The following is a 24,510-nucleotide window of genomic DNA, read 5'->3' as shown; positions in this document are numbered from 1 at the left end:
GTTAGCCATGTTCCCCGGCACGCCAGTGAGCGGACGGCTGAGCGCGGCCGCCCTGCGGCGCGGCGCCGTCACCGCGCTCCAGCACCTGCGGACCGAGCTGCACAGCCACCGGATCTACCCCGCCATCGTCTACGACGAGGGACAGCCCCGCCTGGTGATCGGCAACGACACGCTGACCGTCTGGGCCGATCGCGAGGGCATGTTCTTCTGCTGGGGCACCATCCACCTGGAACAACCTGCCGACCACGCCCCGGCCGACGACCTGCCAAAGGTCGCCCGACGCATCGCCGAACAGCTCGGGCAGCACTACACCGAGCCGGACAGCCCGCAGTGAGCAGTCGGCGCCACGGAGGGATCGACTCCCGTGCCGCCGTCCGACTCCCGCGAGCGGTGGTGCGCGACCAGGGGCCGCTCGCGGGGCCATGCGCGACCGGATGACGCCTCGGGCAAGGCGTCGCCGGTCGCCGCGGTGTTCCCGTCACATTCTCCCGGCGGGAACACCGCATATTAGGCACTCAGGAAGGCTCCGGCCCATCGCCGACGAGGGGTGAGGCCCCCGCGGGGGCTCAGCCCTCGCTGTCGAGGCCGCCCGGGGTGGAGGCGACCGCTTCCGGCGTGGCCGCGTCGGAGGTGGCGGAGGAGGCGGCGGCGACGGAGGCGACCGCGGCGAGGTGGCGACGCATCGAGAGGTCGGCCAGCTCCGCGTCCCCGTCCCTGATGGCCTCGAAGATCGCGCGGTGCTCGGCGCGGGCCTGGGCCGCACGGCCGGGGGAGGCCGACACCGCGAGCGCCTGGTCCTGGAGCACGGCCCGTAAGTCTTCCACCAGCCGGGAGAAGAGCGGGTTGCCGGTCGCCTGGGCGATGCCGATGTGGAAGCGGGCGTCGACCTTGATCCGCTCGGCCGGGTCGTCGGTCCGGTCGAACTCCTCGATCAGCTCGGCCAGCCCGTCGATGTCCTCCTGCGTACGGCGCTCGGCGGCCAGCCGGGCGGCCGGCACCTCCAAGTGGCGGCGCACCTCGTTGAGCTGGGCCGGCAGGTAGCGCCCGATCAGCAGCTGGGACTGCACCTGGGTGGCGGCGACGAACGTGCCCTTGCCGGCGTACGACTTGGTCAGGCCGAGAGCGTTGAGGCTGTGCAGCGCCTCCCTGATCACCGACCTGCTGACCCCGAACGACTGGGCCAGGTCCGCCTCGGACGGCAGCCTGTCGTCGACCGCGAAGTATCTCGACTCGATGAGCTCGATGAGCTGGGAGCGGACATGCTCCGCCGCACTCCGGTGCGCGACCGGGACAACCTTCATTCCGGACAATTCCTTTCCAGGCTGCCAGACATCGACTCGATCGGCCATCGTACTCACCGCTGGCCGGCCGATGGGGGAGATCACGCCGTTCACGGCTTCGGTGCCAAATGTCTTGTCTCCCACCGTGCCACGCAGGGCCGCCCCGCGGCGAGATGCATGGTGCGACGGGAAACATCCATGATGATGCCCGCGATCGTGGCGGTGCGTTCGCGAACGTGGACCGTCTCGTTGGGATGCTGGCAGACGCTCGACGGATGGTCCCTGTGGTCGGCGAGTGCCGTCCGCAGGTCGTCCACCGACAGGCTGCTCACCGCGCTCAGGCTCTCGGTGACGTTGCGCAGCCGCGCGACGGTGTGCGGTTTGCGCCGGGCGTACACATCCTCGCCGGTCAGGTCGGTGCACCGGAAGTGGTTGGCGTGGGTGATCTGGCCGTCCTGCGGGGTCAGCCTGCGGACGCCGTCGGCGCGGGGGGCGGTCTCCAGGTCGACGGCGAAGCCGGTGTCGTCGGCGAGGAGGTAGTTGGCGGACAGCGCCCGGTCGGCGGAGGAGATGACGTCGGCCGCCGCGCGGGCGGACTCGCTGTCCAGCGCGGCCCGCAGCAGCACGTGGTACGGCACGCCCCTGCGCCCCTCGTCACCGTCGCTGACCAGGGTGTTGGTGCACAGTCCGACGCCCGTCTCGTTCATGCCGACCTTGGCCAGCAACCCGGCCTCGACCAGGGTGACGAAGGACGGGCCGTCGTCGCGGGTCACCTCGAGGACCGTCGAGGTCTCCTGGGCGTGCAGGAGCCAGTCCCAGTTCTGGCCGATGACCGTGGTGTGGGTGGCCGACCGGTGCGGTAGCAGCGCGAACGAGGTGCACTCGTGCGGGATGGGCGGTGCGCCGTCCTTCTGGCCGCTCGCGGCGAACATGATCTCGCTGCGGGTGTTGAGGGCCAGGACGTCGTCCAGTTCCACGCCCGCGCCGGTGGCGATGCCGCGCATCTCGGTGAGCAGGGCCGGGGAGAAGTCATCGACGATCGGGGCGAAGCGTCCGGCGTGCCGCCGGACGGTGGCCCAGTCCCAGCCCGCGTAGTGCTCGAAGACCCGCTCGTAGGCCGAGAGCGAGCGACGGATTCCGTCGCGGGCCTGTATGCCGTACTGCCGACCCCGCTCGGCGGGGGGTCCGGTCACGCGGACCACCGGGAACGCGATGCCGCTCGTGCGGTGCATGGAAGAGACCGCTCCCTCTTGTGGCTCTACTCCGATACGTCATGCAGGCAGGGAATCAGGATGCCTGGCTGCCGGACATGTTGATTGTGACCCGAGGGGTTATGGGTGTCAAATATGGGTTTTATGGGTGTTATGCCTTGTCATACGCCGATATCTAGGGTCATGATGTCAGGCAGTCAGACAGGTTGGAGGGACAAACGTGACATCCGTCCTCATCGCCGGCGGCGCCAGTGGCATCGGTGCCGCCACCGCGGCCCGGCTGCGCGCCACGGGAGCCGACGTCCACGTGGCCGACATCAACCCGGCGGGCGCCGCGGAGGTCGTGCAGGCACAGGCCCACCATCCCGGTTCGGGAACGGCCGGCTACTGCGACCTGGCCACCGCGGACGGTCCTGGCCAGGCGGTCGCCGAGGCGCTCGACGCGCACGGCCGGCTCGACGCCGTCGTGTTCTGCGCCGGGCTGCTGGTCGAGACGGCGCTGCCCGACTTCACGGTCGACGAGTGGGACCGCACGATGGCCCTCAACCTGCGGGCCCCCTTCCTCGTGGCGCAGGCCGCCGCGCCCGCTCTGGCCGCCTCGCCGCACGGCCGGGTAGTGCTGACCGGGTCGACGGCCGCGTTCCGCGGCGGCGGAGGGTCGTTCGCCTACGCCGCCTCCAAGGGTGGCCTGGTGGCGCTCACCAGGTCGCTCGCCGTGGCGATGGGGCCGGACGGGACCTGCGTCACCTGTGTCTGCCCCGGCTGGATCGACACCCCTTTCAACGACCCGTACTGGCAGCGCGTCGGGGGGCGTGAAGGCGCCCTCGACGCGCTGCGGGCCCGGATACCGCTCGGCGCGCAGGGGCGCCCGGAAGACGTCGCCGACGTGATCGCCTTCCTGGTCTCTCCCGGCTCCCGCTACCTCACCGGACAGGCGGTCGTCGTCGACGGCGGCCTGCTCGCGTCCTGATCCCCCTTCTCGTTCGGAGAGCGCGATGACCGAAGACCTGCGTACCGAGCTCACCCCGTCGCTGGAGCTGGTCCGCCGGCTCGCGGCCGGTGCCGAGAGCGAGGCGCTGCGCCAGGGCAAGCCGATGGGCATCGCCGTGGTGGACCGCGGCGGGCAGGTGCTCCTGGCCGTACGGATGGACGGAGCCGGTCCGGCTGCCCTGCAGCTCGCCGTCGACAAGGCGTTCACCGCGGCGGCGTTCGACGCCAGGACCGACGCGTGGGGCGAGGTGACCCGGCCGGGCGGCGCCGACTGGGGACTCACCTCCGCGCTCGGCGGTCGCATCGTGATCCTCGCCGGTGGCCTGCCGTTACGTGCCGGAGGACGGCTGGTCGGCGGGATCGGGGTGAGTGGCGCCGCACCGCCGGTCGACCTGGCGTGCGCCGTCGCCGGCCTGCGTGCCGGCCTCGGTCCACTGGACGAAATAGAAGGCCTTGTCACACTTCAGCCCACCAACTAGCCTGCCAGGCAGCCAGACAACATTCGGGAGAGTTCATGTCACTGGCCCAGCAGAACGTCGTTGTGCTCGCCTATCCCCGATACCAGGAACTCGACTTCTGGTATCCGGTGCTGCGCGGCCGCGAGGAGGGCGCGACCGTTCACATCGTCGCCGCCGGGCCGGAGGGGTGCGAGAGCATCCTCGGCTACCCGGTCGTCCCGGACACCGCGTCCTCGGACGTCGACCCGGCCGGCGTCGGGCTGATCGTCGTCCCGGGAGTGGCCGCCGGTGAGGGGCCCGCCGCCTCGGCCGAGCAGATCGCCCTGGTGTCCGCGGTGCACGCGGCCGGCGGGCTGGTCGCCGCAGTCGGAAACGGGGCCGAGGTCGTCGGCACGGCACTGCCCGGGGCGAGCGACCGGATCGTCAGGGCCGCCGGCACCGACGACCTCGCCACCTTCTTCGGCGCGGTGCGGGCCGCCCTCGCCGCGCCCGCCTGATCGCCCACCCGCCCGCGTCATCGATCCACCTGAACCGCAGATCCGAGCCGCAGACTCGCGTCACCGATCCATCTGAACCGCAGATCCGAGCCGCAGACCCGCCTGAACCGCGGTCCCGCGTCATCGATCCGGCCGAACCACAGACTCGGCCGAACCACAGAGCCGCCCGAACCACAGAGCCGCCCGAACCCCAGACCCGCCTGATCGCCGGTCCGTCTGAATCACCGAGCCCGCTCGACCGACCGGCCGGCCGCCGGTCGGCCGACCGTCACCACATCGCCCGGACGTCCGCCGAGATCACCCACGCGTCACCCGGGCGCGAAGCGAGCGCGACCGTAGTCGTACGAGGTTGGAGTAGCCCCCATGGAAGTTTTCAGGACCGTACTGGGCGACGTGTCGCCGGAGAAGTCCGGTGTCGTCCTCACCCACGAGCACCTGCTCTACGGATACCCCGGCGCCGAGCTCGACCACCGCACGGTGCTCGACTACGACGCCAACGTCTCGTTCATCGCCGGGCAGGTCAGCAAGGGCATGGCCGACCACGGTTACGGCACGCTGGTCGACATGACCCCGCCGGAGGTGGGGCGGCACCCCGAGCTGATGGCCGAGGTCGCCCGCCGTACCGGGTTGAACGTCATCGCGATCACCGGGTTCTTCCCGGAGCGGATGGGCGTTCCCTATTACTGGCGGCGGCAGACCGTGGAGGAGCTGACCGACTTCTTCGTCCGCGACCTGACCGAGGGAATGGTCTTCGCCTGGCAGCAGACGCCGTACAGGGCAGGGGCCATCAAGATCGCCACCGGGCAGGAGAGCGTCACGCCGATGCCCAGCCCGGTCGGTCCCAACGGGCGGCGCATCCACGAGGTCGAGGACCGGGTCATCCGGGCCGCGGGGCGGGCGTCGAGGATCGTCGGCTGCGCGGTCAACACGCACACCGACCCCATGGACTACCGGGTCACCAACCCGGGGATCGAGCAGCTCGACATCCTGGAGGAGGAGGGGGCCGACCCCGCCAAGGTGATCATCGGGCACGCGTTCGTCGAGCCGAACGACGTCCAGTTGCGCGAGATCCTCAACCGGGGCGCCAACGTGCAGATCGACCACATCGGCATCCCGTGGCGGGTGGACACCGCCGAGGAGCTCGACGAGCTGATGGCCACCGCGCTGGTGAGCCTGCTCGACGACGGTTTCGGCAGCCAGATCGTGCTCTCCTTCGACCGCTGGTTCTACAACCCGCGTTCCGACGTGACCGAGTCCGACCCGCAGCTCGCCAACGAGCGGGTCGACCTGGGTTACCTGTTCACCCACTTCGTCCCGCGGCTCAAGGGCAAGGGCGTCACCGACGAGCAGATCCAGGCGATCCTCGTCGACAACCCGCGCCGCATCCTGTCGATCAAGGTCTGACCCGCGCAGTAAGCAGTGGAAGAGAGGAAGTCCGGTGCAGCTCACCGAGGCGCGAATCATCGTGCTAGTGGAAAATCAGTACCAGGAGCTGGAGCTCTGGTACCCGGTGCTGCGGTTCCGTGAGGAGGGCGCCGACGTGCGGGTGGTCGGTCCCTCCGTCTCGGAGGTGTACGCCAGCAAGCTCGGCTACCCCGCGAGGGCCGACCTGACGGTGGCCGACGTCGACCTCGACGCGTACGACGCGCTGATCATCCCCGGCGGTTTCTCACCGGAGTATCTGCGCCGCAACCCCGACATGGTCAACCTGGTCCGCGAGGCCGACGCCAAGGGCCTGCTGGTGGCGGCCATCTGCCACGCGGGATGGCTGCTCGCCACCGCGGGGATCGTGAAGGGACGCGCCGCGACCTGCGTCGTGACCATCAAGGACGACGTGATCAACGCCGGGGCGCGCTACTCCGACGAGCCGGTGGTCGTCGACGGCAACCTGATCACCTCCAGGCTCCCCAACGACCTGCCGCAGTTCTGCGCGGCGATCAAGGACGCGCTGGCCGGGCGGGAACCGGCCAAGGGCGGCGCCCTGCCGGCGGCGGCGGACCCGCCCGCCTCGTCGCCCGCCTACACGGCGAGCGCGGTGCTCAAGAACCGGGCCGCGGGCCCGGCGTCGGCCAACTACCGGGCCTACGCGGTCCTCGACGCCTGACCGGCCGACGATGCGCATCGACGTCCACCATCACGCGATCTTCCCGGACTACATGAGCCGCCTGGCCGGGCTCGGGATCGGGGCGCAGCCCGGCATCCCGCTGCCCGGCTGGTCGGCGGCGGACTCGCTCGCGATGATGGACCGGCTCGGCATCGATCTCGCGGTCCTGTCGGTCGGCTCACCGGGGTTCTACTTCGGTGACGCCGGCCTGGCCCGCGAGCTGTGCCGGAAGACCAACGACGACCTGGCCGCCACGGTCGGCGCGCATCCCCGGCGGTTCCGCGCCTTCGTCGCGCTGCCGCTGCCCTCCGTCGAGGACGCCCTCGCCGAGCTGGACCGGGTGGCGGCGGGCGAGGCGTTCGTCGGGGTCGGGCTGCTCACCAACTACGCGGGCCGCTATCTGGGCGACCCGGCCTTCGACCCGGTGTTGGAGGAGCTCGACCGGCGGGGCTCGGTGGTCCACGTCCACCCGACGCTGCCGGCCCACTACCCGGCCGCCGAGATCGACCTGCGGCCGTCCCTGATCGAGTACGTCTTCGACAGCACGCGGGCGCTGGTCAACCTCACGCTGAACGGGGTCCACCACCGGTTCCCCGGGATCACCTGGATCTTCTCGCACTGCGGGGGCACCGCGCCGTACCTGGCGGGGAGGCTCGCCATCGCCGAGCCGCTGCCCGAGCTGGCCCGGGTCGGCGACGGCGGCGTCCACGGGGCGATGCGCTCGTTCCACTACGACATCGCGCTCGCCACCACACCGTACGCGCTGGGCTCGGTGGAGCGGCTGGTCGGCGCCGAGCGGCTGCTGATCGGCTCCGACTTCCCGTTCGTCGACGAGCGCACGGTGCGCGCCTGCCTCGCGGAGGCGGCGGAGGTGCTCGGCGCCGGGCCGATGGACACCGTGGCCAGGGAGAACCCGGCGCGACTCTTCCCCACCCTCACGAACTAGATCTTCAAGCAGGCGCTTCCAAGAACCGAGACGAGGTGACACGTTGCCGCAGTTCGACCTCCCCCTGGAGCAGCTCCGGGCGTACCGCTATCCGGGCCCCGAGCCGGCCGACTTCGACGAGTTCTGGGCGCTGACGATGGAGGAGGCGGGGCACTTCCCGCTCGACCCCGTCTTCACCCGGTACGACGGCGAGCTGCGCACGGTCGACGCCTTCGACGTGACGTTCGCCGGTTACGGCGGCCACCCGATCAAGGGGTGGCTGATACTCCCGGCGGCCCGGCCGGGTCCGCTGCCGACGGTCGTCGAGTACCTCGGCTACGGCAGCGGGCGAGGCATCCCGCTGGAGTCCCTCGCCTACGCCTCGGCCGGGTTCGGGCACTTCGTGATGGACACCAGGGGGCAGGGGAGCAGCTGGCGGGCGGGTGACACGGCCGACCCGTCGGCGAGTGGCCCCGCCGTGCCCGGCTACATGACGCGCGGCATCACCGATCCGCACGACTACTACTTCCGGCGACTGTTCGTCGACGCCGTACGGGCCGTCGACGCGGCGGCGGCTCATCCCGACGTGGACGGCGGCCGGATCGCGGTCACCGGGCGCAGCCAGGGCGGTGCGCTGTCGCTGGTCGCGGCCGGGCTGAGGGACGACGTGGCGGGGGCGATCCCGCACGTGCCGTTCCTCAGCGCGTTCCGCCGGGCCACCGCGATCACCGACAGGGAGCCGTACGCGGAGATCGTCCGCTGGTGCTCCATCCACCGCACCGGCCACGAGACGGCGTTCGCCACCCTGGCCTACTTCGACGGCACGTCCTTCGCGACGAGGGCGACCTGCCGGGGCTCGTTCTCGGTGGCGCTCATGGACGGGGTGTGCCCGCCGTCCACGGTCTTCGCCGCCTACAACGTGTACGGGGGCGAGAAGGACATCACCGTGTGGCCGTACAACAACCACGAGGGCGGCGGACCCCAGGACCAGCTCCGAACGATCCGGGTTTTGCACGATTTATTCGGCTAAACAGCTCGATCTATGACAAAAGCCTCTTTGAGGGCTATGTCGTGACAAATTAGCAACATCCAGGGTCTTGCTCGGCTCTGGCATCGGAAGCCAGGATTCAATCCTGCCAGACAAGCGGACAGCCTGGATGGTTGGGGAAAGGAGGCCGGAGTGAAGTCAGCCCGGCTCTACGGACATGACGACCTGCGTATCGAGGACGTGCCGGACCCGCGCGCCGGATCCGGTGAGGCGGTCGTCGAGATCCACGCCTCCGGCGTCTGCCCGAGCGACATCCGCAGCTACACCGGCTCGGGTACGGCCAAGCGCGACCCGTGGACCCCCGGTCACGAGGTGGCCGGAGTGATCACCGAACTCGGGGGCGGCCCGACCGGCGGGTTCTCCGTCGGCGACCGCGTCGTCCTGGACTGGCGCGGGGTGTGCGGCCGGTGCCACGAGTGCGCCCGGGGCGCGGCCAACTTCTGCGAGAACCTCGTCAAGTTCCCGATCGCCGGGTTCGCCGAGGCGACCGTGATGCCGGTCGGCCAGCTGCGTACCGTGCCCGACGGGCTGAGCCTGGAGGCGGCGTCGTTCTGCGAGCCCCTCGCCTGCGTCGTCAACGCCCACCGCGGGCTCGCCGTACCGCTGGCCCGCAACGTCCTGGTGGTCGGCGCGGGCCCGATCGGACTGCTGCACACCCAGGTGGCCCGCGCCCGCGGCGCCCGGGTCATCGTCGCCGACATGAAGGCCGACCGGCTCGCCACCGCCACCGCCCTCGGTGCCCACGACGTCGTGGACGCCTCGGCGGGGGACACCCGGCAGGCCGTCCGCGCGCTCACCGAGGGGCGCGGCGCCGACGTCGTCATCGTCACCGTCGGCAGCCCGGCTGTCATCTCGTCGGCCTTCGAGCTGGTCGCCCGCAACGGTGCCGTCAACCTCTTCGCCGGCACCCACCCCAAGGGGACCGTCGAGCTGAACCCGGACGTCCCCCACTACGACCAGGTCGCCATCACCGGCAGCCACGACTTCATCCCGGACGACTTCGCCACGGCCCTGCGCCTCCTGGGGTTCGGCATGGTCGACGTCGCCCCGCTGATCAGCCACCGCTTCTCGCTGGACTCGGTGGTCGACGCCTTCGAGACCACCCGGCAACAGAAGGGGCTCAAGTCGCTCGTCGTCGCCGGGCACTGACACCGCGCACCGTCCCCTAGTGGCACACCTCCACGAACACCGCGCACCGTCCCCTAGTGGCACACCTCCACGAACACCTCGCACCGTCCCCTCGTACCCGCACCTCCACGAACACCTCGCACCGTCCCCTCGTACCCGCACCTCCACGAACACCTCGCACCACCCCCTCGTACCCGCCCCCCACCGACACCACTTACCGGCCCCGCGCGGAGCACCCCCGCCGCCCTCGGCGCCGGGCCCGTGAAGCACCACCTCGACATGACGCACCGCTCGTCCCTCCGACCGCCTGAGGAAGTCATGACCACGTCGTTCGCCGAATCCCTCCAGACCAACGGACAGCCGGATACCTCGACCGCCTCCACCGCCTCCTGGCCGCGCCGCCGGATGCACCACGTCTTCGCCCGCGACGGCAGGGCCGTCATCGCCGCGATGGACGCCGGGATCAAGGGGGTCGCCCCCGGTCTCGCGGACGGCAGGGCGGCCGTCCGGCGGATCGTGGACGGCGGGGTCGACGCGATCCTCGCCACCATCGGACTGGCCCGCGCGGCCTCTGACGAGCTCGGCGGCACCGGCCTGATCCTGGCGCTGGACAGCGAGATCCCGTCGGCCGGCTACGGCGTCCAGCAGGCCGTGCGGTGGGGTGCCGACGCCCTCGAACTCAAGGTCTTCCCCGGGAACCCCCAGGTCACCAAGCTCGGCGAGCTGCGCGAGCTGTGCGCGGAGGCGGACCGTTTCGGGATGCCGGTGATGGCCGAGCCGATCCCGGTGTCGTTCAAGGATGTCGAGGCGCACACGGTGACCAACGTCGCCAACGGCGCGCGCCTGTCGTCGGAGGCCGGCGCCGACTTCGTCAAGGCGCAGTACGTCGGCACCGTCGACGAGTTCCGCGGTGTGGTGGACGGCTGCCTCGTGCCGCTGCTGGCCCTGGGCGGCCCGATGAAGCCGACTCCGGTGCACGCCCTGCAGATGGCCGCCGACGCCGTCGAGGCCGGTGCCCGGGGTGTCGTCTACGGCCGCAACATCGTGGAGGCCGAGCGCCCGGACCGGATGGTCGCCGCGCTGGTGGAGATCGTCCACGGCGGCGCCAGCGTACGGGCCGCCGCCAAGCACCTCAACGCCCCGCTCTGAACACCCCGCACGCCCGGCCGATCCACGACCCGGCGGATCACCCCCACAGCCGACCGGCCCACGCCCCGACGGACCCGCCCCGACCCAACCCGACCGACCTGACCGACCCGACCGACCCGACCGACCCGACCGACCTGACCTGACGAGACCTGACGTGACCGACTGAGCGGACCTCAGGCCCGACCGACCCGACCGAAGGGGAGCCGATGACCACCGAGCCCACAGGCGAACGGATGCGCGCCGCCGTCTTCCACGGCGGCCGGGACATCCGGGTCGAGTCCGTGCCGGTCCCCCTGCCGGGACCCGGTGAGGTCCTCGTCCGGGTCGGCGCCGCCGGGATCTGCGGCAGCGACGTGCTGGCCTTCCGCGGCCTGGGCCCGTGGCAGCACAGCGCCGACGCCCCCGGCCGGGACGGGCACGAGCTGGCGGGCGAGGTCGCCGCGCTCGGTCCCGGGGTCACCGGGCTCGCCGTGGGACAGCGGGTCGCCGTCGAGCCCAGACACCTGATCGCCTGTGGCGAGTGCCCCCCGTGCCTGGCCGGGCGTGCCCACCTGTGCCGCAGGCGCGGGTACGTCGGCGACCGGCACGTGACGAGCGAGGGCTTCGCCGAGTACGACCTGTGCCCGGCGGAGCGGGCCCACCCGCTGCCCGGCCACGTCTCGCTCGGCGCGGGCGCGATCCTCGACTGCTACGCCTGCGGGGTCCACACCTACAACCTGGTGGAGACCGCCCTGGCGGAGACGCCGGGCGGGGTCATGGTGATCCTGGGGGCCGGGACGATGGGGCTCACCATGGGCCAGGTGGCTCGCTCCCACGGGCTACGCGTGCTGCTGACCGGCACCAGCCGGGAGTCGCTCGACCTCGCGCTCAGGGCCGGTGCCGCCGACGAGGTGGTGCTGGTGGGGTCCGAGGACCCCGCCGAGGCCGTCGCCGCCCTCACCGAGGGGCGCGGCGCGGACGTGGTGGTCGACGCGGTCGCCATCCCGCAGGTCACGCTCCAGCAGGCCGTGGAGCTGGTCACCCCCGGCGGGCAGGTCTGCGTGCTCGGCGTCTTCGCCACGCCGCCCCGGCTCGACCCGCACCTCGCGTACGTCAAGGAGGTCTCCCTGCACTGGTCGAACAGCTACGGCACGCACCGGGGCGGGTCGGAGTACGTCACGGCGCTGGAGCTGGTCGCCTCCGGCGCGGTGGCGGCCGATCCGCTGATCACCCACCGGTTCCCGCTGGAGCGGATACGCGAGGCGTTCGTCGCCGCCGACGAGAAGGACGCCTCGCTCGCCATGAAGGTCATCATCCAACCCTGACCCGCCCGCAGCCCCGCGAGGCCCTCGCCCACCGAAGGTCCCTCAGAGCCCCGCCCACCGAAGATCCCCGCGAAGCCCTCGCCCACCGAAGGAGGTGATCCCGTTGTCCCAGCGCCGTTACGTACTCGCCGTCGACCAGGGTTCCAGCGGTACGAAGGCCGCCGTCTTCGACGACACCGGACGCCCGCTGCGGCAGGCCCGGCGCCGTACCGCGGTCGCCCACCCCGAGGTCGTGGCGGCCGAGGCCGACCCGGAGGGCTGGTGGCGGGCGCTGGTCGAGTGCGTCGGAGAGGTCCTCGAAGGGCCGGTGCCGGCCGGCCGGATCGAGGCGGTCGCGCTCTGCGGCTTCATGCACACCCTGGTGCCGGTCGGCGACGACGGCGCGGTGACCGGACCGGCGCTGCTCTGGCCGGACCAGCGACCGCTGGCGGACGCCCCACCGGCGGCGGCGTCCGGCTCGTGTGTCGAGCGGATCCGCTGGTGGACGGCAGGCAACCCGGGCGCCGCCGCCAGGACGCGCTGGTACCTGCCGGTCAAGGACTTCCTGCGGCTGCGGCTGACCGGGACGGTGGGCACCGACGCCTACGAGGCGGGTGGCACCGGTTTCGTCGACGCGGCCACCGGCACCTGGTCTCCGGCGACGGCCGCGCACGCGGGGATCACGGTGGACAGGCTCCCGCCGATCCGCGGGCCGCTCGACATCGCGGGCGAGGTGACCGAGGCCGCCGCGGCCCTGACCGGGCTGGTCGCCGGTACGCCGGTCGCGGTCGGTACCGGCGACTGGATGGCGACGCTGCTCGGCTCGGCGGCCGTCCTGCCGGGCAGGGCCTGCGTCTACCTCGGCACTGCCGGGGCGATCGGCGGGTTCGCGTCACCGTCCGCCGCCGCGCGCCTGGCGGAGCCGCTCTGCTTCGCCGCCGCCACGGCCACCGGCTCCGCTCTGGACTGGCTCGCCGGCCTCGTCACCGACGACGACGGCGGTGGAGGTGGGGCCGGTGCGCTCGCCGAGGCGGCCGGAGAGGTCCCCCCAGGGGCGCGCGGCGTGGTCTTCCTGCCGCACCTCATGGGAGAACGCGGCGACGGGCCACGGCCCGCCGCGCGGGGCGCGGTGCTCGGGCTCACCCTGGCCCACGGCCGCGCCGACCTGGCCCGCGCGGTGCTGGAGGGCACCGCGATGTGGCTGCGGGCGATCGCCGGTGTCGAGCTGGAACGCCGCGACCCGGCCGAGCTCGTCGCCGTCGGAGGAGGCGCGCGGAGCGATCTGTGGCTGCGCGTCCTCGCGGCGGTGCTGGACCGCGACCTGACCGTACCCGAGACGACCGAGGCGGGGCTGCTCGGTGGCGCGCTCATCGCGGCCACCGCCGTCGACCTCGGCGGTCAGGAAGGTCAGGAGGGCCAGGGCGGTTCAGGCCTGGCGGACCGCCGCGACCGGTGGGTGCGGGCCGTCAGGACCGTGCCCGCCGAACCGGGCCTGGTGAAGGACTACCAACCGCTCTACGACGAGTTCCTGCGGGTCGAGGCGCTGGCCGTCGCGGCCGACGCCGACCGCTGGGAACCCCACGAACCTCCACGGCCGGTCCCCGGACGTGGGCGTCACCGGTAGCCCGGCCCTCACGGACTGTGCTGCGCGACGACAACAGGAGCAAGCGCGCGGGGGCGCTCATACAACGCTACCGAGACAGCCATGCCAGGAGTGAAAATGCAACGACCGTGGAGAAGCGCAGTCAAGGTCACCACCACCGCGACCGCCGTGGCGTTACTGCTGACGGTGTCCGCCTGCGGGGATGACACCCCCGAGGCCGCGAGCGGGACCGCCGGAGAGGTGACCGGTGCGATAGACGTGTGGATGGGCGACCCCATCGGCACCACCCAGCAGCCGACGATCGTCCAGCTCGCCAAGGACTACGAGGCCGCCCACGCCGGTACCAAGGTCAACCTGAGGTTCCTCGGCGCCGACGCCCACCAGACCTACCTGACCAGCATCGCGGGCGGGACCGTGCCCTGCGTCGCCCTGATCGGCAACACCTGGAGCCCGGAGTTCGCCGGACTGCAGGCGCTGGAGCCGATCGCGCAGGATCCCACGTCCATGAAGGGCAAGTACACGCAGAGCATGATCGACTCGACCGTGCTCGACGGCGTCTCGTACGCGGTGCCCTACGACACCGGAGTCCGGGCCCTCATCTACCGCAAGGACCTCCTCGACAAGGAGGGGCTCGGCGCGCCGAAGACCTGGGACGAGCTGCTGACGGCGGCGACCACGGTGCAGAAGGCCAACCCGGGTGTCAACGGCTACGGGATCATCGGCGGCAACGCCTGGTACTACCTGCCGATGGTCTGGCAGTGGGGCGGTGACATCGCCACCCAGGAGGGCGGCGCCTGGAAGGCCCAGGTGGCCTCGCCCGAGGCGACCGCCGCGTTCACCTTCTACGCGGAGCTGCTGACCAAGCACAACCTCTCGCCGAAGGGGTCGGTCACCTGGCAGGGCGCCGACGCGGCCAAGGCGTTCGCGCTGGGCCAGGTCGCGATGATGGTGGGCGGCAGCTGGGACCTCAAGACGATCCTGGCGCAGAACCCCGAGATGGAGAAGCAGCTCGGCACGGCGCCGCTGCCCAGCGGTCCGGGTGGCAACAACGACACCTTCGCCGGGGGCAGCAACCTCGCCATCTTCAAGGGCTGCGAGAACAAGGCGACCGCGAAGAGCTTCGTGGACTTCATGCTGGAGACCGACAACCTGGTCTCCGTCACGACGAAGATCGGCCTGCTGCCGGCCACCACGGACGCGCTGGAGCGTGAGCGTACGACCGGCTCGTTCTCCACCCCGCTGCTCAAGGCGTACGCCGAGCAGGCGCCGCACACCCGTTCGATCCCGCCGGTGGCGACCTGGGGCAAGGTCGAGGGGACCGGCGCGATCGTGAACGCCATGCAGGCGATCATGAACGGCCAGAAGACGCCCGAGGCGGCGATGCAGGAACTGGCCGGTCAGATCGACGCGGCGATCGGCAAGCAATGACGTCCACCGCTTCCAAACTCGGTAGGCGGGCGCGTGTGAACGCGCCCGCCCCCCGGGGCGGACCCCCGGGGACACCGCCCCCGGCCGGTCGGCGCCCCCGGTTCCGCTTCGACCGGCACGGGCTGCCCGGCCTGCTGCTCGCGCCGCTGCTGGTGGTCGTGATCGGGGTCGTCGGCTACCCGATCGTCCGGACGATCTGGCTCTCCTTCCACGAGGGCGAGTACCTGCGCACCGGCCCGTGGAACGGCCTGGCCAACTACGGCGAGCTGTTCACCGATCCGTACTTCCTCGCCGCGCTGCTGCGCACCACGATCTTCGCGATCGTCTGCGTGGGCGGCACGCTGCTGGTCAGCCTGGCGGTCGCGCTGGTGCTCGACGCGGGGCCGTGGATGGCGCGGGTCGTCACGGTGATCGTGCTGCTGCCCTGGGCCATGCCCAGGGTCGCCTCCGGCATCGTCTGGAAGTGGATCTTCAACGACCAGTACGGCATAGCGAACTGGCTGCTGGTCGGCATCGGGCTGGATCAGTTCGAGGGGTACGCGTGGTTCAACAGCGGGTTCACCTCGCTGGTGGCGATCACGATCGCGGTGGTCTGGCACTCGGTGCCGTTCATCGCGATCTCGATGCTGGCCGGGCTGCGTGCCACCCGGGGCGAGGTGCTGGAGGCCGCCAGGGTCGACGGGGCCACCTTCACACAGAGCCTGCTGCGGGTCCGGCTGCCGATGATGAAGCCGCTGCTGACCATCCTCGGCGTGATGTCGACGATCTTCGCGTACCAGTCGTTCGACCACTTCGTGGTGATGACCACCCCGCCGGGCGGTCCCAGTCACAGTACCGAGGTGCTCTCGCTGCTCACCTGGCTGCAGGCGTTCACCGTGCTCGACCAGGGCACCGCCGCGGCGATGGCGGTCGTCACGTTCGTGCTGCTGGCCGGTATCACCGCGATCTACGTCAGGCTGACGAAGGAGGACAAGTGAGCGCGGTGGCGCACGACGACACCCGGCGGCACCCGGCCAGGGTCCTCCTCTACGTGGCGATGGCCGGAATCGTGGTGGTGAGCCTCTTCCCCTTCTTCTGGATGGTGGTCACCTCCCTCAAGCCGGATCCGGACATCTTCACCAGGACCCCGCAGTTCCTGCCGACGGATCCGATCCTGGACCGCTACACGGCCCTGTTCCAGGGCGCGGTGCCCCGGCAGTTCCTCAACTCGCTGATCGTGGCGGGGGCTACCACGGTCATCACCGGCCTGATCGCGCTCCTCGCCGGTTACGCGCTGGCCCGGTTCAAGATCCCGCTGCGCAGGCACCTGCTCATCGTGATCCTGTCGATCCAGATGCTGCCGCAGACGGTCCTGGTCATCCCGCTGTTCGTGGTGCTGCGCAACACCGACCTGCTGGGCACCTACCAGGGCCTGGTCATCTCGCACCTGGCGCTCACCGTCGGGCTGGCGACGTACATGCTGCGCAGCTTCTACCTCGACATCCCGGTGGAGATCGAGGAGTCGGCGATGGTGGACGGGGCGACCCGGATGCAGGCCGTCCGGCTGGTCGTCTTCCCGCTGGTCTGGCCGGGGCTGGCGGCCAGCTCCATCTACGGGTTCATCACCTCGTGGAACGAGCTGATGTTCTCGGCCACCTACATGCAGCAGTCCTCGCGGGAGACCCTGCCGGTCGCGCTGCAGCAGTACTTCTCCAGCTACTACTCGGACTGGGGCGGGGTGATGGCCGCGAGCGTGATCTTCACGATCCCGGTGGTGATCTTCTTCCTGCTGGTCCAGAAGCGCCTGATGCAGGGCATGGTCGCGGGCGCCGTGAAGGGCTAGGACCCTCCCGCGCCGGGCCCCTCCTCGTACTCCCCGTACGCCAAGAAAGGATTCACACAGTGTTGAAGCTCGGAGTGCTCGGTGTGGGCGCGATCGCGACCGTCGACTACGGCGTCCTGCCCAACCTGCACCACATCAAGGACAAGGTCGACCTCGTCGCGCTCTGCGACCCGGTGGAGGAACGCGCCACCGACGCCGCCAAGCGCTTCGGTGCGGCGGAGGTGTACGGCTCGCTGGACGCGATGCTGGCCGAGTCCGACATCGACGCGGTGCTCAACCTGACCCCGATCCCGGCGCACGGCGCGACCTCGCTGCGGATCCTGCGGGCCGGGAAGCACCTGGCGACCGAGAAGCCGCTCGCCACCACGATGGCCGACGCCGACGCGATCATCGAGGCCGCCGAGGCCGGGGGCCTGCGGGTGGTCTGCTCCCCGCCGAACATGCTCTACCCCACCCGGATCGAGGCCGCGCGGCTCATCCGCGAGGGCGTCATCGGCAAGGTGGCGTTCGCCAAGATCCGCGCGTCCCACGGCGGCCCGGCCTCGATGATGAACTGGCCGACCGACCCGACCTGGTTCTACCAGGAGGGCTCGGGGCCGCTCATGGACGTCGGCGTGTACGGGATCCACGAGGCGCTCGGCCTGCTCGGTCCCGCCAGGCGGGTGAGCGCCTTCTCCGCGATCACCGAGCCGACCCGCACGGTCCGCTCGGGGCCGTACGCGGGCAAGGAGATCACGGTGACCACCGACGACAACACCCTGATCATGCTGGACTTCGGCGGTGGCACGTTCGCGGTGATCGACGGGACGTTCAACGTCAACGCGGCCAAGGGGCCTCGGCTGGAGGTGTTCGGCCGGTCGGGCACGCTCAACCTGCCCAACAACCTCAACCAGAACGGCGGGCGCGGCATCGACCTGTTCCGGCTGGACGCGGCCGGGGGACTGAGCGGCTGGGTCGACCTCGACCTGGTCCACCTGGAGCCCGCCCAGCAGCGGGTCGACAGGCTGCGCCGGGCCCTGCTGGTCGACCACCTCGCCGACCTGGTGGCGGGCACGGCGACCCCGGTGATGGGAGCCGACGTGGCCCGGCACGCACTGGAGATCATGCTCAAGGCCCACGAGTCGGCACGCGCGGGCCGGGTCCTCGACCTGGAGTCCACCTTCGCCTGGTGACCGGCTCCGGCGGTGGGGGAGACGGCCGGGACGCGCCTGGAGGGCGCGTCCCGGCCGGGGTGGGTCAGAGGTCGCCGTTCTCGATGGCCTGCTTCAGGCCCGCCTGCGTCGCCTCGTGGGAGGAGACGCCGCCGGCGACGACGAAGTCGATCAGTGCGGTGTCCGCGTCGAAGGTGAGGTACTCGGTGACCTGGGTCTTCTCCGGGGTCAGCTTCTTGAAGACGATCTTCTGGTGCGTGACGACGTTGGGCAGCGACCAGGTGTCCGTCTCGTAGTAGAGGCCGGCCTTGTCGATGCGCTGCTGCGCGTGCGTGTTGCTGACGACGATCGAGCCCTCGTACGGGATCTCCTCGACCGCGGTGAAGTTGATGTTGCGCTTACCGGCCTGGGTCCAGTCCTTGTGGGTGACGACCCGCTTCAGGAACGAGTGCATGCCGAGGTGGTTGTTGATGTTCGAGTACGCCGAGAACACGTGCTTGACGGGGGCGTCGATCGTGATGGAGATGCTGTCCTTCGCCCGGCTCCGTCCTGATCCGGGGAGGGGCGGCGTGTTCTTGTAGAACTTGTAGGTGTCCCACGCCGTCTGCCACTCGGCGGCGAGCTGGGGGTCGCTCTCGGGGGTCTCCGCGCGGGCGGGGCCGGAGAAGGCGGTAAGGACGAGGGCCGCGGCGAGCAGCTGGGTCGCGAGGAGTCGAAGGTGCTTCTTCACGTACACCCCAAGGGGAGACAATAGGTACAAGTGATCTTTTATCGCATGCTGCCGCGATCTATGTATTTTTGCGGCGAAGAGGGAAAAAATCTTTTTGTGGCGTTGTGTACGGATGAGTGAGGGTCACGGCTCCGCCACGACGACACCCCGGGGCCCGGGTCTCGGAGGGCCCCCGAGGCCCGGAGGACACGCGACGGGGAGAGGTCCCGGTGCGGTCACGTCCCGCGACGGTCAGGCGCGTTCCTGCCGGGGCAGGACCACCTCCCGCAGGATGAGCAGGATGGCCGCGACCAGCGGGATGCCGAGCAGCGCGCCCACCACGCCGAGCAGCGCGCCACCCAGCAGGGCGCCCACGATCGTGGCGAGCGGCGGCACGTCGACCGAGCTCTTCATCACGGCCGGGGCGATCCAGTAGTTCTCGATCTGCTGGTAGATCGTGAAGAAGACGAGGCAGACGATGCCGACGGTCGGGGAGACGAAGAACCCCACCAGGGAGGCGACTCCCGCGCCGATGAAGGCGCCGACCAGGGGGATGAGGTCGGTGAGCGCCACGATCAGGGCGAGCGCCAGGGCGTACGGGACCTGCATGATGCTCAGGAAGAAGAAGGTCGTCACACCGGCGATGAGCGAGATGATCAGGTTCCCGGCGACGTAGCCGCCGATGCTGTCGATGATCTGGTCGCCGAGCAGGGTCGCGCGGGTCCGGCGGGACCGGGGGACGAGGCGGTAGGCCATCTTCTTGAGCGACTTCAGCGAGCCCAGGAAGTACAGCGTCAGCACCAGCACCGTCAGCGAGTTGAAGACCGCCCCGATGAGGACCGACCCGATGCCGAGCACGCCGCCGAACATCTGGGTGCCGAAGTCGCCGCTCGTCACGTACTGCTGGAGCTTCTCCAGCAGTTGGAAGCGCTGGTCCAGGTCGCGGATCATCGGGTTGTTCTGCAGCTCCTGGACGTACTGGGGAAGCTGGTCGACGAACTGGGTGGACTGGGTGGTCAGCGGGGGCACCACGGCCAGGCCGAAGCCGACGAAGACGAGGATGACGCCCAGGAAGACGATGGTGATGGCCCCCACGCGCGGGACGTTCCACCGCTGGAGGACCTCGACGGCCGGGTTCAGGCCGATGGCCAGGAAGAGCGAGACGATGATGAGGATCAGCACCGAGCTCGCGCTCGCGACGGCCTGCACCAGCCACCAGGCGGTGAGCACGCCCAGGGCGGCGGTGAAGCCGAACACGAACGGGTTGTTGCTCATCGCGCGACCGGGACGGCCGAACGGGAGACCCGACGCGGCCCCCGGGGGCGCGGTCGTGCTCGCGGATGCGGCCGCCGCGCCCGCGGAGCCGCCGGGGCCCGCGGGCGGGGTGTCCGGCAGGACCAGGGGGCCCGCGGAGGTCAGGATCGGCTCGTGCTCGGCGGGGTCCGCGGGCACGGCGGCCGGTCCGGCCCCGGTCGATCCGGCTGACGCGGTTGGCGCGGCGGCCGCGGCGGCTCCGGCCGGTGAAGCCGGTCCGGCCGATCCCGCAGGCTCGGCCGGCCGGGGGGATCCGGTCGAGCCGGGCGATGTGGCGGGTTCGGCGGCTCCGGCGGGTGAAGCCGGGGCGCCCGCCTCCGTCGACGGAACGCGGGGGGCGGGCGGGGATGTCGCCGCCGCTGTGGCGCGGTCAGCGGAGATGGGCTCGGGCACCAGCAGCCACTGCCCTTTCCATGGAGAGATAGTCGGCTTCCGCCCACCGTACTTTCCCTGGTCGCCGCATGGTTCCGAGCGGGATGGGGCCCCGGGGGCGCCGTCAGGTCATGTTGACGTACTGGCGGGGGCGCAGGGCGTGGCCGCGGAGCGCGGCCAGGGCGGCGGAGCGGCCGGCGGGGGTGAGGCGGCCGTCGACGCGCAGGCCGAAGGCGTCCAGGCGCTTGCCCAGCTCGGTGAGCGAGGCGTCGACCTCCAGGGTCTGCCACTCCGCGCAGTCGATCACGGCGGTGACGTGGTCGAGGTCGGCGGGGGCGCCGTCGGCGAGCAGCATCAGCGCCACCTCCCTGGCCGAGGCGCGGAAGCCGTTCTCCCCCGACGCGGGGGCGAGCAGGGCCGCGGCGGCGGTCTCCCAGAGCAGGTCGGCGTCGCCGAGCAGGCGCTCGCCCGCCGGGGTGGTCACCAGACGCCTGCCGGTCTGGCGCAGCGCGCCCATCTGGCCCTGGGCCACCTCGCGGACGGTGGCGAGCTCCGCGCCGCTCCAGGTGCTCTCGGCGAGCACGGAACGGGCGAGGTTGTGCCGCTGGGTCAGCGGAATGCCTCCGGGGCGGCGGCCCACGGTCAGCAGCCAGCGCAGCGCTCCCAGGTGGGCCTCGTCCGGTGCGGGGATGGGCGCGTGCAGCCGCACCTCGAAGGGCTGGGCGAGCTCGCGCCAGGCGGTGCCCCGGCCGAGGACCCAGCGGTTGAGCCGCTCGCCCTGGACCCGGTGCAGCCAGTTGTCGCCGCCCAGCTCGGGGCGGGACGTGGTGAGCCAGTGGCTGGTGAGCTTCTGCCGCTCGGCGGGGTCGGGGACGAGCTCACCGGAGACGATGGCCAGCTCCAGCGCGGCCGAGCAGGCGCCGTGCGCGCCCAGCTCCTCGGGGCCCATGATCGAGCTCCACCGCAGCTCGGGCACGTCGGGCGGGAGCACGCCCGTCGCGTCCAGGGCGGCCTGGTACGCGGCCATCCCCGCGTCCTCGCCCAGGCGCGCGTAGGTGCGCAGGATCTGGGTGGTCGTGGACGACGAGCAGAGGGCGGCGTAGCGCTCAAGGCCGCCCAGCCGCAGCAACCGGCCCAGCGCGCGGGCGATCGCCGGGCGGTCTCCGGTGACCTTGGAGGGCAGGGTGTACCAGAGAAACTCGCACACGTTGAGCTCGGTGATCGTTTCCAGTGGCTCGCCGCCGGTCAGCCAGTCGATCGCGCTGCGGGCGTGTTCGGCGGAGGCGGGCTCGGAACGCTCCAGCTCCAACAGGAGTGCGGCCACGTCCGGTGCAGGCATGCTTCGAAGTCTGCCGTATGCGGGCCTGCTCTGACGATGAACGTGACGTAATGGATCCTGCACGGTGCCTACCCTAGGAAATGTCTTCTAAGTGGCTCATATGCGGACGCTCAGATCCAGCCCTTCTTGAAAAGCATTCGTGAACTCCACTCGGCGTACGGGATGATCTCGGCGGTGAGCACCGGGTAGAGCCACCAGAAGTTGACGAGCGCCAGCAGGGCGAAGGCTCCCACGACCGCGGCGCCGACGATCCGGCGCCCCTGCGGGGCGCTCACCGGGCCGAGGATCAGCCCGGCCGCGAGCACGATCGCCAGGATCATGAAGGGGACCATGGGGATCGCGTAGAACAGGAACATGGTCCGGCTGTCGGCGATCGCCCAGTAGAACCAGGGGAGCCAGCCGGCGGAGTAGCCGAGGAGCACGGCTCCGGCCCGCCAGTCGCGGGTGGCGACGTACCAGGCGATCATGGCGATGAGGGCGGCCAGGCCCCCGTACCAGATGACCGGGGTGCCGACCCCGAGGACGGCCTGCGAGCAGCTGTCGGCGCCACAGGCGCCCTTGGGGCTCTCGTAGAAGAACGCCACCGGGCGCAGCAGCAGCGGCCAGCTCCACGGGTCGGACTCGTAGTTGTGCGGCGTCGCCAGCCCGGTGTGGAAGCCGAGCACCTGGAAGTGGTAGCTCAGCCACGACCGGAACGAGTCGAAGACGAAGAACACCGGGCCCTGCGAGGTCGCCTGCGCCCAGTTGCGGCCCCAGCCGCCCGCGGAGGCGAACCAGCCGGCCCAGGAGGCGATGTAGGTGACGGCGGGCAGCAGGGCGAGGGCCGGAAGGGCGCTCGGCAGGTCCTTGCTGAAGACCCCGCCGTACGGTCTGCGCAGGCCGATCGCCCGGCGGGCGCCCGCGTCCCAGACCAGCGACATCACCGCGAAGGCGACGAGGAAGAAGACCCCCGACCACTTGACCGCGCAGGCCGCGCCCAGGCACAGACCGGCCGCGATCCGCCACGGCCGCACCCCCAGCCACGGACCGTGGTCACTCATCGGCGAGGTCTCGTACCAGGCCACCAGCCGCTCCCGGGCCTGGTCGCGGTCGGCGACCAGGCAGGCGAAGGCCGCCAGCACCCAGAACATCAGGAAGATGTCGAGCAGCGCGGTGCGCGACAGCACGTAGTGCAGGCCGTCGAGGGACAGCAGGAACCCGGCCAGGCAGCCCAGCATGGTCGAGCGGGTCATCCGGCGGGCGACCCTGGCCAGGATCAGGATCGACAGCACCCCGACCACCGCGCCGGCGAACCGCCAGCCGTAGGGGTTCATGCCGAAGATCTGCTCGCCCAGGCCGATCATCCACTTGCCCAGCGGCGGGTGGACCACGTAGGAGGCGCACTTGTCGAGCTCGGCGGGCGCGCACTGCTGCCAGATCCCGGTGCCGCCCCCCATCAGGATCTTGTCGGCGTCCTTGACGACGTTGTGCTCGGCACCGAAGTTGAGCAGCGCCCAGGCGTCCTTGGCGTAGTACGTCTCGTCGAACATGACCGCGCGCGGATGGCCGAGGTTCGTGAAGCGCAGGATCGCCCCGAACGCCGTGACCAGCAGCGGACCCAGCCAGCCCCACAGGGCGCCACCGGGCATCGGCGGCACCAGCCGGTCGCGCGCCGAGCCCCGCCACCCGCCGGGCGGCTTGGGCTCCGGCTGCTCTGGCGCCTGATTGGTGAAGTCGGTCACGGCCACCCGGACATCGTACGGTCCTCTCACCGCCCCCAGCTCAGGAAAAATCTGCCGGATGCCCAATTCTGGAACTTCTCCCCAGGCCGGGGGGCCATCCGAAATGCGGGAGGATGGAGCGGTGACGGACAACGGCAGGCTTGTGCTGGCAGGGGCTCCGATCGGGCAGGTGGGCGACGCCTCGCCCCGGCTGCGGCTGGCGCTGGAGAGTGCCGACGTGGTCGCGGCGGAGGACACCCGGAGGCTGCGCCGCCTGGCGGGTGAGCTGGGCGCGGAGATCGGCGGCCGGGTCGTCTCCTACTACGACGCCAACGAGGCCGGGCGGGCCGCGGAGCTCCTCCAGGCCCTCCAGGACGGCAAGACCGTGCTGGTGATCACCGACGCGGGCATGCCCGGCGTCTCCGACCCCGGTTACCGCCTCACCCACCTGGCGGTCGAGGCGGGGATCACGGTCACCTCGCTGCCGGGACCGTCCGCGGTGACCACGGCGCTGGCCGTCTCGGGGCTGCCCAGCGACCGGTTCTGCTTCGAGGGCTTCCCGCCGCGCAAGTCCGGTGAGCGCTCCCGCAGGCTCTCGGCGCTCGCGGAGGAGGAGCGCACGATGGTCTTCTTCGAGGCGCCGCACCGGCTGCACGTCGCGCTGGCGGCGATGGCGGAGGCGTTCGGCGCCGACCGGGGGGCGGCGGTCTGCCGGGAGCTCACCAAGACGTATGAGGAGGTGCGGCGGGGCGGTCTCGGGGAGCTGGCCGAGTGGGCCGCCGGGGGTGTCAGGGGGGAGATCACGGTCGTCGTCGCGGGGTACGCCGGGCAGGCCCTGCCGCCGGTGATCGGGGACCTGGTCGAGGAGGTGGCACGCCGGGAGGAGACGGGGGTGCCGAGAAAGCAGGCGATCGTGGATGTGGCGAAGGCGGCGGGAATTCCCAAACGCGATCTTTATGACGCTGTCCATCGCGGCTGATTTATCACCATAATTGCCCG

The 24,510-nt window shown here is 71.2% G+C and carries 23 protein-coding genes; 17 read left to right on the top strand and 6 right to left on the bottom strand.

Translation table 11 applies throughout. The features are described from left to right. Positions 1–7: 7 nt before the first annotated feature. Entirely contained in the window at positions 8–334 is a 327-nt protein-coding gene (locus tag OG587_RS01775; RefSeq protein ID WP_329086180.1) for a hypothetical protein, read from the top strand. Positions 335–566: 232 nt separating this feature from the next. Here the strand turns inward: OG587_RS01775 and OG587_RS01770 are convergent, their stop codons facing one another. Further along, complete coding sequence (locus OG587_RS01770) at positions 567–1,301, bottom strand: FadR/GntR family transcriptional regulator (RefSeq protein WP_329086179.1); 735 nt, start codon at positions 1,299–1,301, stop codon at positions 567–569. A gap of 89 nt (positions 1,302–1,390) precedes the next feature. Next, positions 1,391–2,512 carry a C45 family peptidase gene (locus tag OG587_RS01765; protein ID WP_329086178.1) on the bottom strand — a complete coding sequence of 374 codons (1,122 nt, stop codon included), beginning with the start codon at positions 2,510–2,512 and terminating at the stop codon, positions 1,391–1,393. Between the two features lie 199 nt (positions 2,513–2,711). Here OG587_RS01765 and OG587_RS01760 point away from each other — a divergent pair, with 199 nt between their 5' ends. The 15 genes from OG587_RS01760 (at position 2,712) to OG587_RS01690 (ending at position 18,098) form a co-directional block, all read left to right on the top strand. Continuing rightward, on the top strand, positions 2,712–3,461 hold the full coding sequence (locus OG587_RS01760) for an SDR family NAD(P)-dependent oxidoreductase (RefSeq protein WP_329086176.1): 750 nt from the start codon (positions 2,712–2,714) through the stop codon (positions 3,459–3,461). Between the two features lie 25 nt (positions 3,462–3,486). Beyond that, positions 3,487–3,960, top strand: coding sequence for a GlcG/HbpS family heme-binding protein (locus OG587_RS01755; RefSeq protein WP_329086174.1), 474 nt, complete (start codon positions 3,487–3,489; stop codon positions 3,958–3,960). 35 nt (positions 3,961–3,995) lie between these two features. Next, the gene (locus OG587_RS01750; protein WP_329086172.1) at positions 3,996–4,436 is read left to right on the top strand and encodes a DJ-1/PfpI family protein; all 441 of its coding nucleotides are present in this window, start codon (positions 3,996–3,998) and stop codon (positions 4,434–4,436) included. 363 nt (positions 4,437–4,799) lie between these two features. Beyond that, the gene (locus OG587_RS01745) at positions 4,800–5,840 is read left to right on the top strand and encodes a phosphotriesterase family protein (RefSeq protein WP_329086170.1); all 1,041 of its coding nucleotides are present in this window, start codon (positions 4,800–4,802) and stop codon (positions 5,838–5,840) included. Positions 5,841–5,874: 34 nt separating this feature from the next. Next, entirely contained in the window at positions 5,875–6,540 is a 666-nt protein-coding gene (locus tag OG587_RS01740; protein WP_329086169.1) for a type 1 glutamine amidotransferase domain-containing protein, read from the top strand. 10 nt (positions 6,541–6,550) lie between these two features. After that, positions 6,551–7,486 (top strand): amidohydrolase family protein, encoded by a 936-nt coding sequence (locus tag OG587_RS01735; RefSeq protein WP_329086167.1) that lies wholly within the window; start codon positions 6,551–6,553, stop codon positions 7,484–7,486. 43 nt (positions 7,487–7,529) lie between these two features. Next, positions 7,530–8,495 carry an acetylxylan esterase gene (locus OG587_RS01730; RefSeq protein ID WP_329086166.1) on the top strand — a complete coding sequence of 322 codons (966 nt, stop codon included), beginning with the start codon at positions 7,530–7,532 and terminating at the stop codon, positions 8,493–8,495. 150 nt (positions 8,496–8,645) lie between these two features. Continuing rightward, the gene (locus OG587_RS01725) at positions 8,646–9,662 is read left to right on the top strand and encodes a zinc-binding dehydrogenase (protein WP_329086165.1); all 1,017 of its coding nucleotides are present in this window, start codon (positions 8,646–8,648) and stop codon (positions 9,660–9,662) included. A gap of 297 nt (positions 9,663–9,959) precedes the next feature. Beyond that, positions 9,960–10,790, top strand: a complete 831-nt coding sequence (locus OG587_RS01720; protein WP_329086163.1) for a class I fructose-bisphosphate aldolase — start codon at positions 9,960–9,962, stop codon at positions 10,788–10,790. A gap of 206 nt (positions 10,791–10,996) precedes the next feature. Further along, on the top strand, positions 10,997–12,094 hold the full coding sequence (locus OG587_RS01715; RefSeq protein ID WP_329086161.1) for a zinc-dependent alcohol dehydrogenase: 1,098 nt from the start codon (positions 10,997–10,999) through the stop codon (positions 12,092–12,094). Positions 12,095–12,197: 103 nt separating this feature from the next. Further along, complete coding sequence (locus OG587_RS01710) at positions 12,198–13,697, top strand: xylulokinase (protein WP_329086159.1); 1,500 nt, start codon at positions 12,198–12,200, stop codon at positions 13,695–13,697. 96 nt (positions 13,698–13,793) lie between these two features. Next, positions 13,794–15,104 (top strand): extracellular solute-binding protein, encoded by a 1,311-nt coding sequence (locus OG587_RS01705; protein WP_329086157.1) that lies wholly within the window; start codon positions 13,794–13,796, stop codon positions 15,102–15,104. A gap of 35 nt (positions 15,105–15,139) precedes the next feature. Then, positions 15,140–16,081, top strand: coding sequence for a carbohydrate ABC transporter permease (locus OG587_RS01700; protein WP_329086156.1), 942 nt, complete (start codon positions 15,140–15,142; stop codon positions 16,079–16,081). Beyond that, on the top strand, positions 16,078–16,926 hold the full coding sequence (locus tag OG587_RS01695) for a carbohydrate ABC transporter permease (protein WP_329086155.1): 849 nt from the start codon (positions 16,078–16,080) through the stop codon (positions 16,924–16,926). Before OG587_RS01700 ends, OG587_RS01695 begins: the two co-directional genes overlap by 4 nt. A 59-nt stretch (positions 16,927–16,985) precedes the next feature. Beyond that, complete coding sequence (locus OG587_RS01690) at positions 16,986–18,098, top strand: Gfo/Idh/MocA family protein (RefSeq protein ID WP_329086154.1); 1,113 nt, start codon at positions 16,986–16,988, stop codon at positions 18,096–18,098. Between the two features lie 64 nt (positions 18,099–18,162). Here the strand turns inward: OG587_RS01690 and OG587_RS01685 are convergent, their stop codons facing one another. The 4 genes from OG587_RS01685 to OG587_RS01670 all read right to left on the bottom strand — a co-directional run bounded on the left by OG587_RS01685 (position 18,163) and on the right by OG587_RS01670 (position 23,538). Continuing rightward, complete coding sequence (locus OG587_RS01685) at positions 18,163–18,807, bottom strand: hypothetical protein (RefSeq protein WP_329086152.1); 645 nt, start codon at positions 18,805–18,807, stop codon at positions 18,163–18,165. A 231-nt stretch (positions 18,808–19,038) separates the two neighbouring features. After that, positions 19,039–20,238, bottom strand: coding sequence for an AI-2E family transporter (locus OG587_RS01680; protein WP_329086150.1), 1,200 nt, complete (start codon positions 20,236–20,238; stop codon positions 19,039–19,041). 358 nt (positions 20,239–20,596) lie between these two features. Continuing rightward, positions 20,597–21,811: a hypothetical protein gene (locus tag OG587_RS01675; RefSeq protein ID WP_329086148.1), complete on the bottom strand. Its 1,215-nt coding sequence runs from the start codon at positions 21,809–21,811 to the stop codon at positions 20,597–20,599. A 110-nt stretch (positions 21,812–21,921) separates the two neighbouring features. Continuing rightward, complete coding sequence (locus tag OG587_RS01670; RefSeq protein ID WP_329086146.1) at positions 21,922–23,538, bottom strand: dolichyl-phosphate-mannose--protein mannosyltransferase; 1,617 nt, start codon at positions 23,536–23,538, stop codon at positions 21,922–21,924. 97 nt (positions 23,539–23,635) lie between these two features. On the opposite strand from OG587_RS01670, the gene rsmI reads away from it, so the two are divergent. Further along, positions 23,636–24,490: a 16S rRNA (cytidine(1402)-2'-O)-methyltransferase gene (gene rsmI / locus OG587_RS01665; RefSeq protein WP_329086144.1), complete on the top strand. Its 855-nt coding sequence runs from the start codon at positions 23,636–23,638 to the stop codon at positions 24,488–24,490. Positions 24,491–24,510 lie beyond the last annotated feature (20 nt).

Source organism: Streptosporangium sp. NBC_01469, from assembly GCF_036227305.1.
GTDB lineage: Bacteria > Actinomycetota > Actinomycetes > Streptosporangiales > Streptosporangiaceae > Streptosporangium.
The sequence above is the reverse complement of the archived record's forward strand: the minus strand, read 5'-3'. Positions and strand labels throughout refer to the sequence as shown.

What these genes read in the sequence shown, in the direction of transcription:
- OG587_RS01775 (WP_329086180.1), top strand. Translation starts at nt 8, where the DNA reads ATGTTCCCCGGCACGCCAGTGAGCGGACGGCTGAGCGCGGCCGCCCTG.
- OG587_RS01770 (WP_329086179.1), bottom strand. Translation starts at nt 1,301, where the DNA reads ATGAAGGTTGTCCCGGTCGCGCACCGGAGTGCGGCGGAGCATGTCCGC.
- OG587_RS01765 (WP_329086178.1), bottom strand. Translation starts at nt 2,512, where the DNA reads ATGCACCGCACGAGCGGCATCGCGTTCCCGGTGGTCCGCGTGACCGGA.
- OG587_RS01755 (WP_329086174.1), top strand. Translation starts at nt 3,487, where the DNA reads ATGACCGAAGACCTGCGTACCGAGCTCACCCCGTCGCTGGAGCTGGTC.
- OG587_RS01750 (WP_329086172.1), top strand. Translation starts at nt 3,996, where the DNA reads ATGTCACTGGCCCAGCAGAACGTCGTTGTGCTCGCCTATCCCCGATAC.
- OG587_RS01745 (WP_329086170.1), top strand. Translation starts at nt 4,800, where the DNA reads ATGGAAGTTTTCAGGACCGTACTGGGCGACGTGTCGCCGGAGAAGTCC.
- OG587_RS01735 (WP_329086167.1), top strand. Translation starts at nt 6,551, where the DNA reads ATGCGCATCGACGTCCACCATCACGCGATCTTCCCGGACTACATGAGC.
- OG587_RS01720 (WP_329086163.1), top strand. Translation starts at nt 9,960, where the DNA reads ATGACCACGTCGTTCGCCGAATCCCTCCAGACCAACGGACAGCCGGAT.
- OG587_RS01715 (WP_329086161.1), top strand. Translation starts at nt 10,997, where the DNA reads ATGACCACCGAGCCCACAGGCGAACGGATGCGCGCCGCCGTCTTCCAC.
- OG587_RS01705 (WP_329086157.1), top strand. Translation starts at nt 13,794, where the DNA reads ATGCAACGACCGTGGAGAAGCGCAGTCAAGGTCACCACCACCGCGACC.
- OG587_RS01675 (WP_329086148.1), bottom strand. Translation starts at nt 21,811, where the DNA reads ATGCCTGCACCGGACGTGGCCGCACTCCTGTTGGAGCTGGAGCGTTCC.
- rsmI (WP_329086144.1), top strand. Translation starts at nt 23,636, where the DNA reads ATGCGGGAGGATGGAGCGGTGACGGACAACGGCAGGCTTGTGCTGGCA.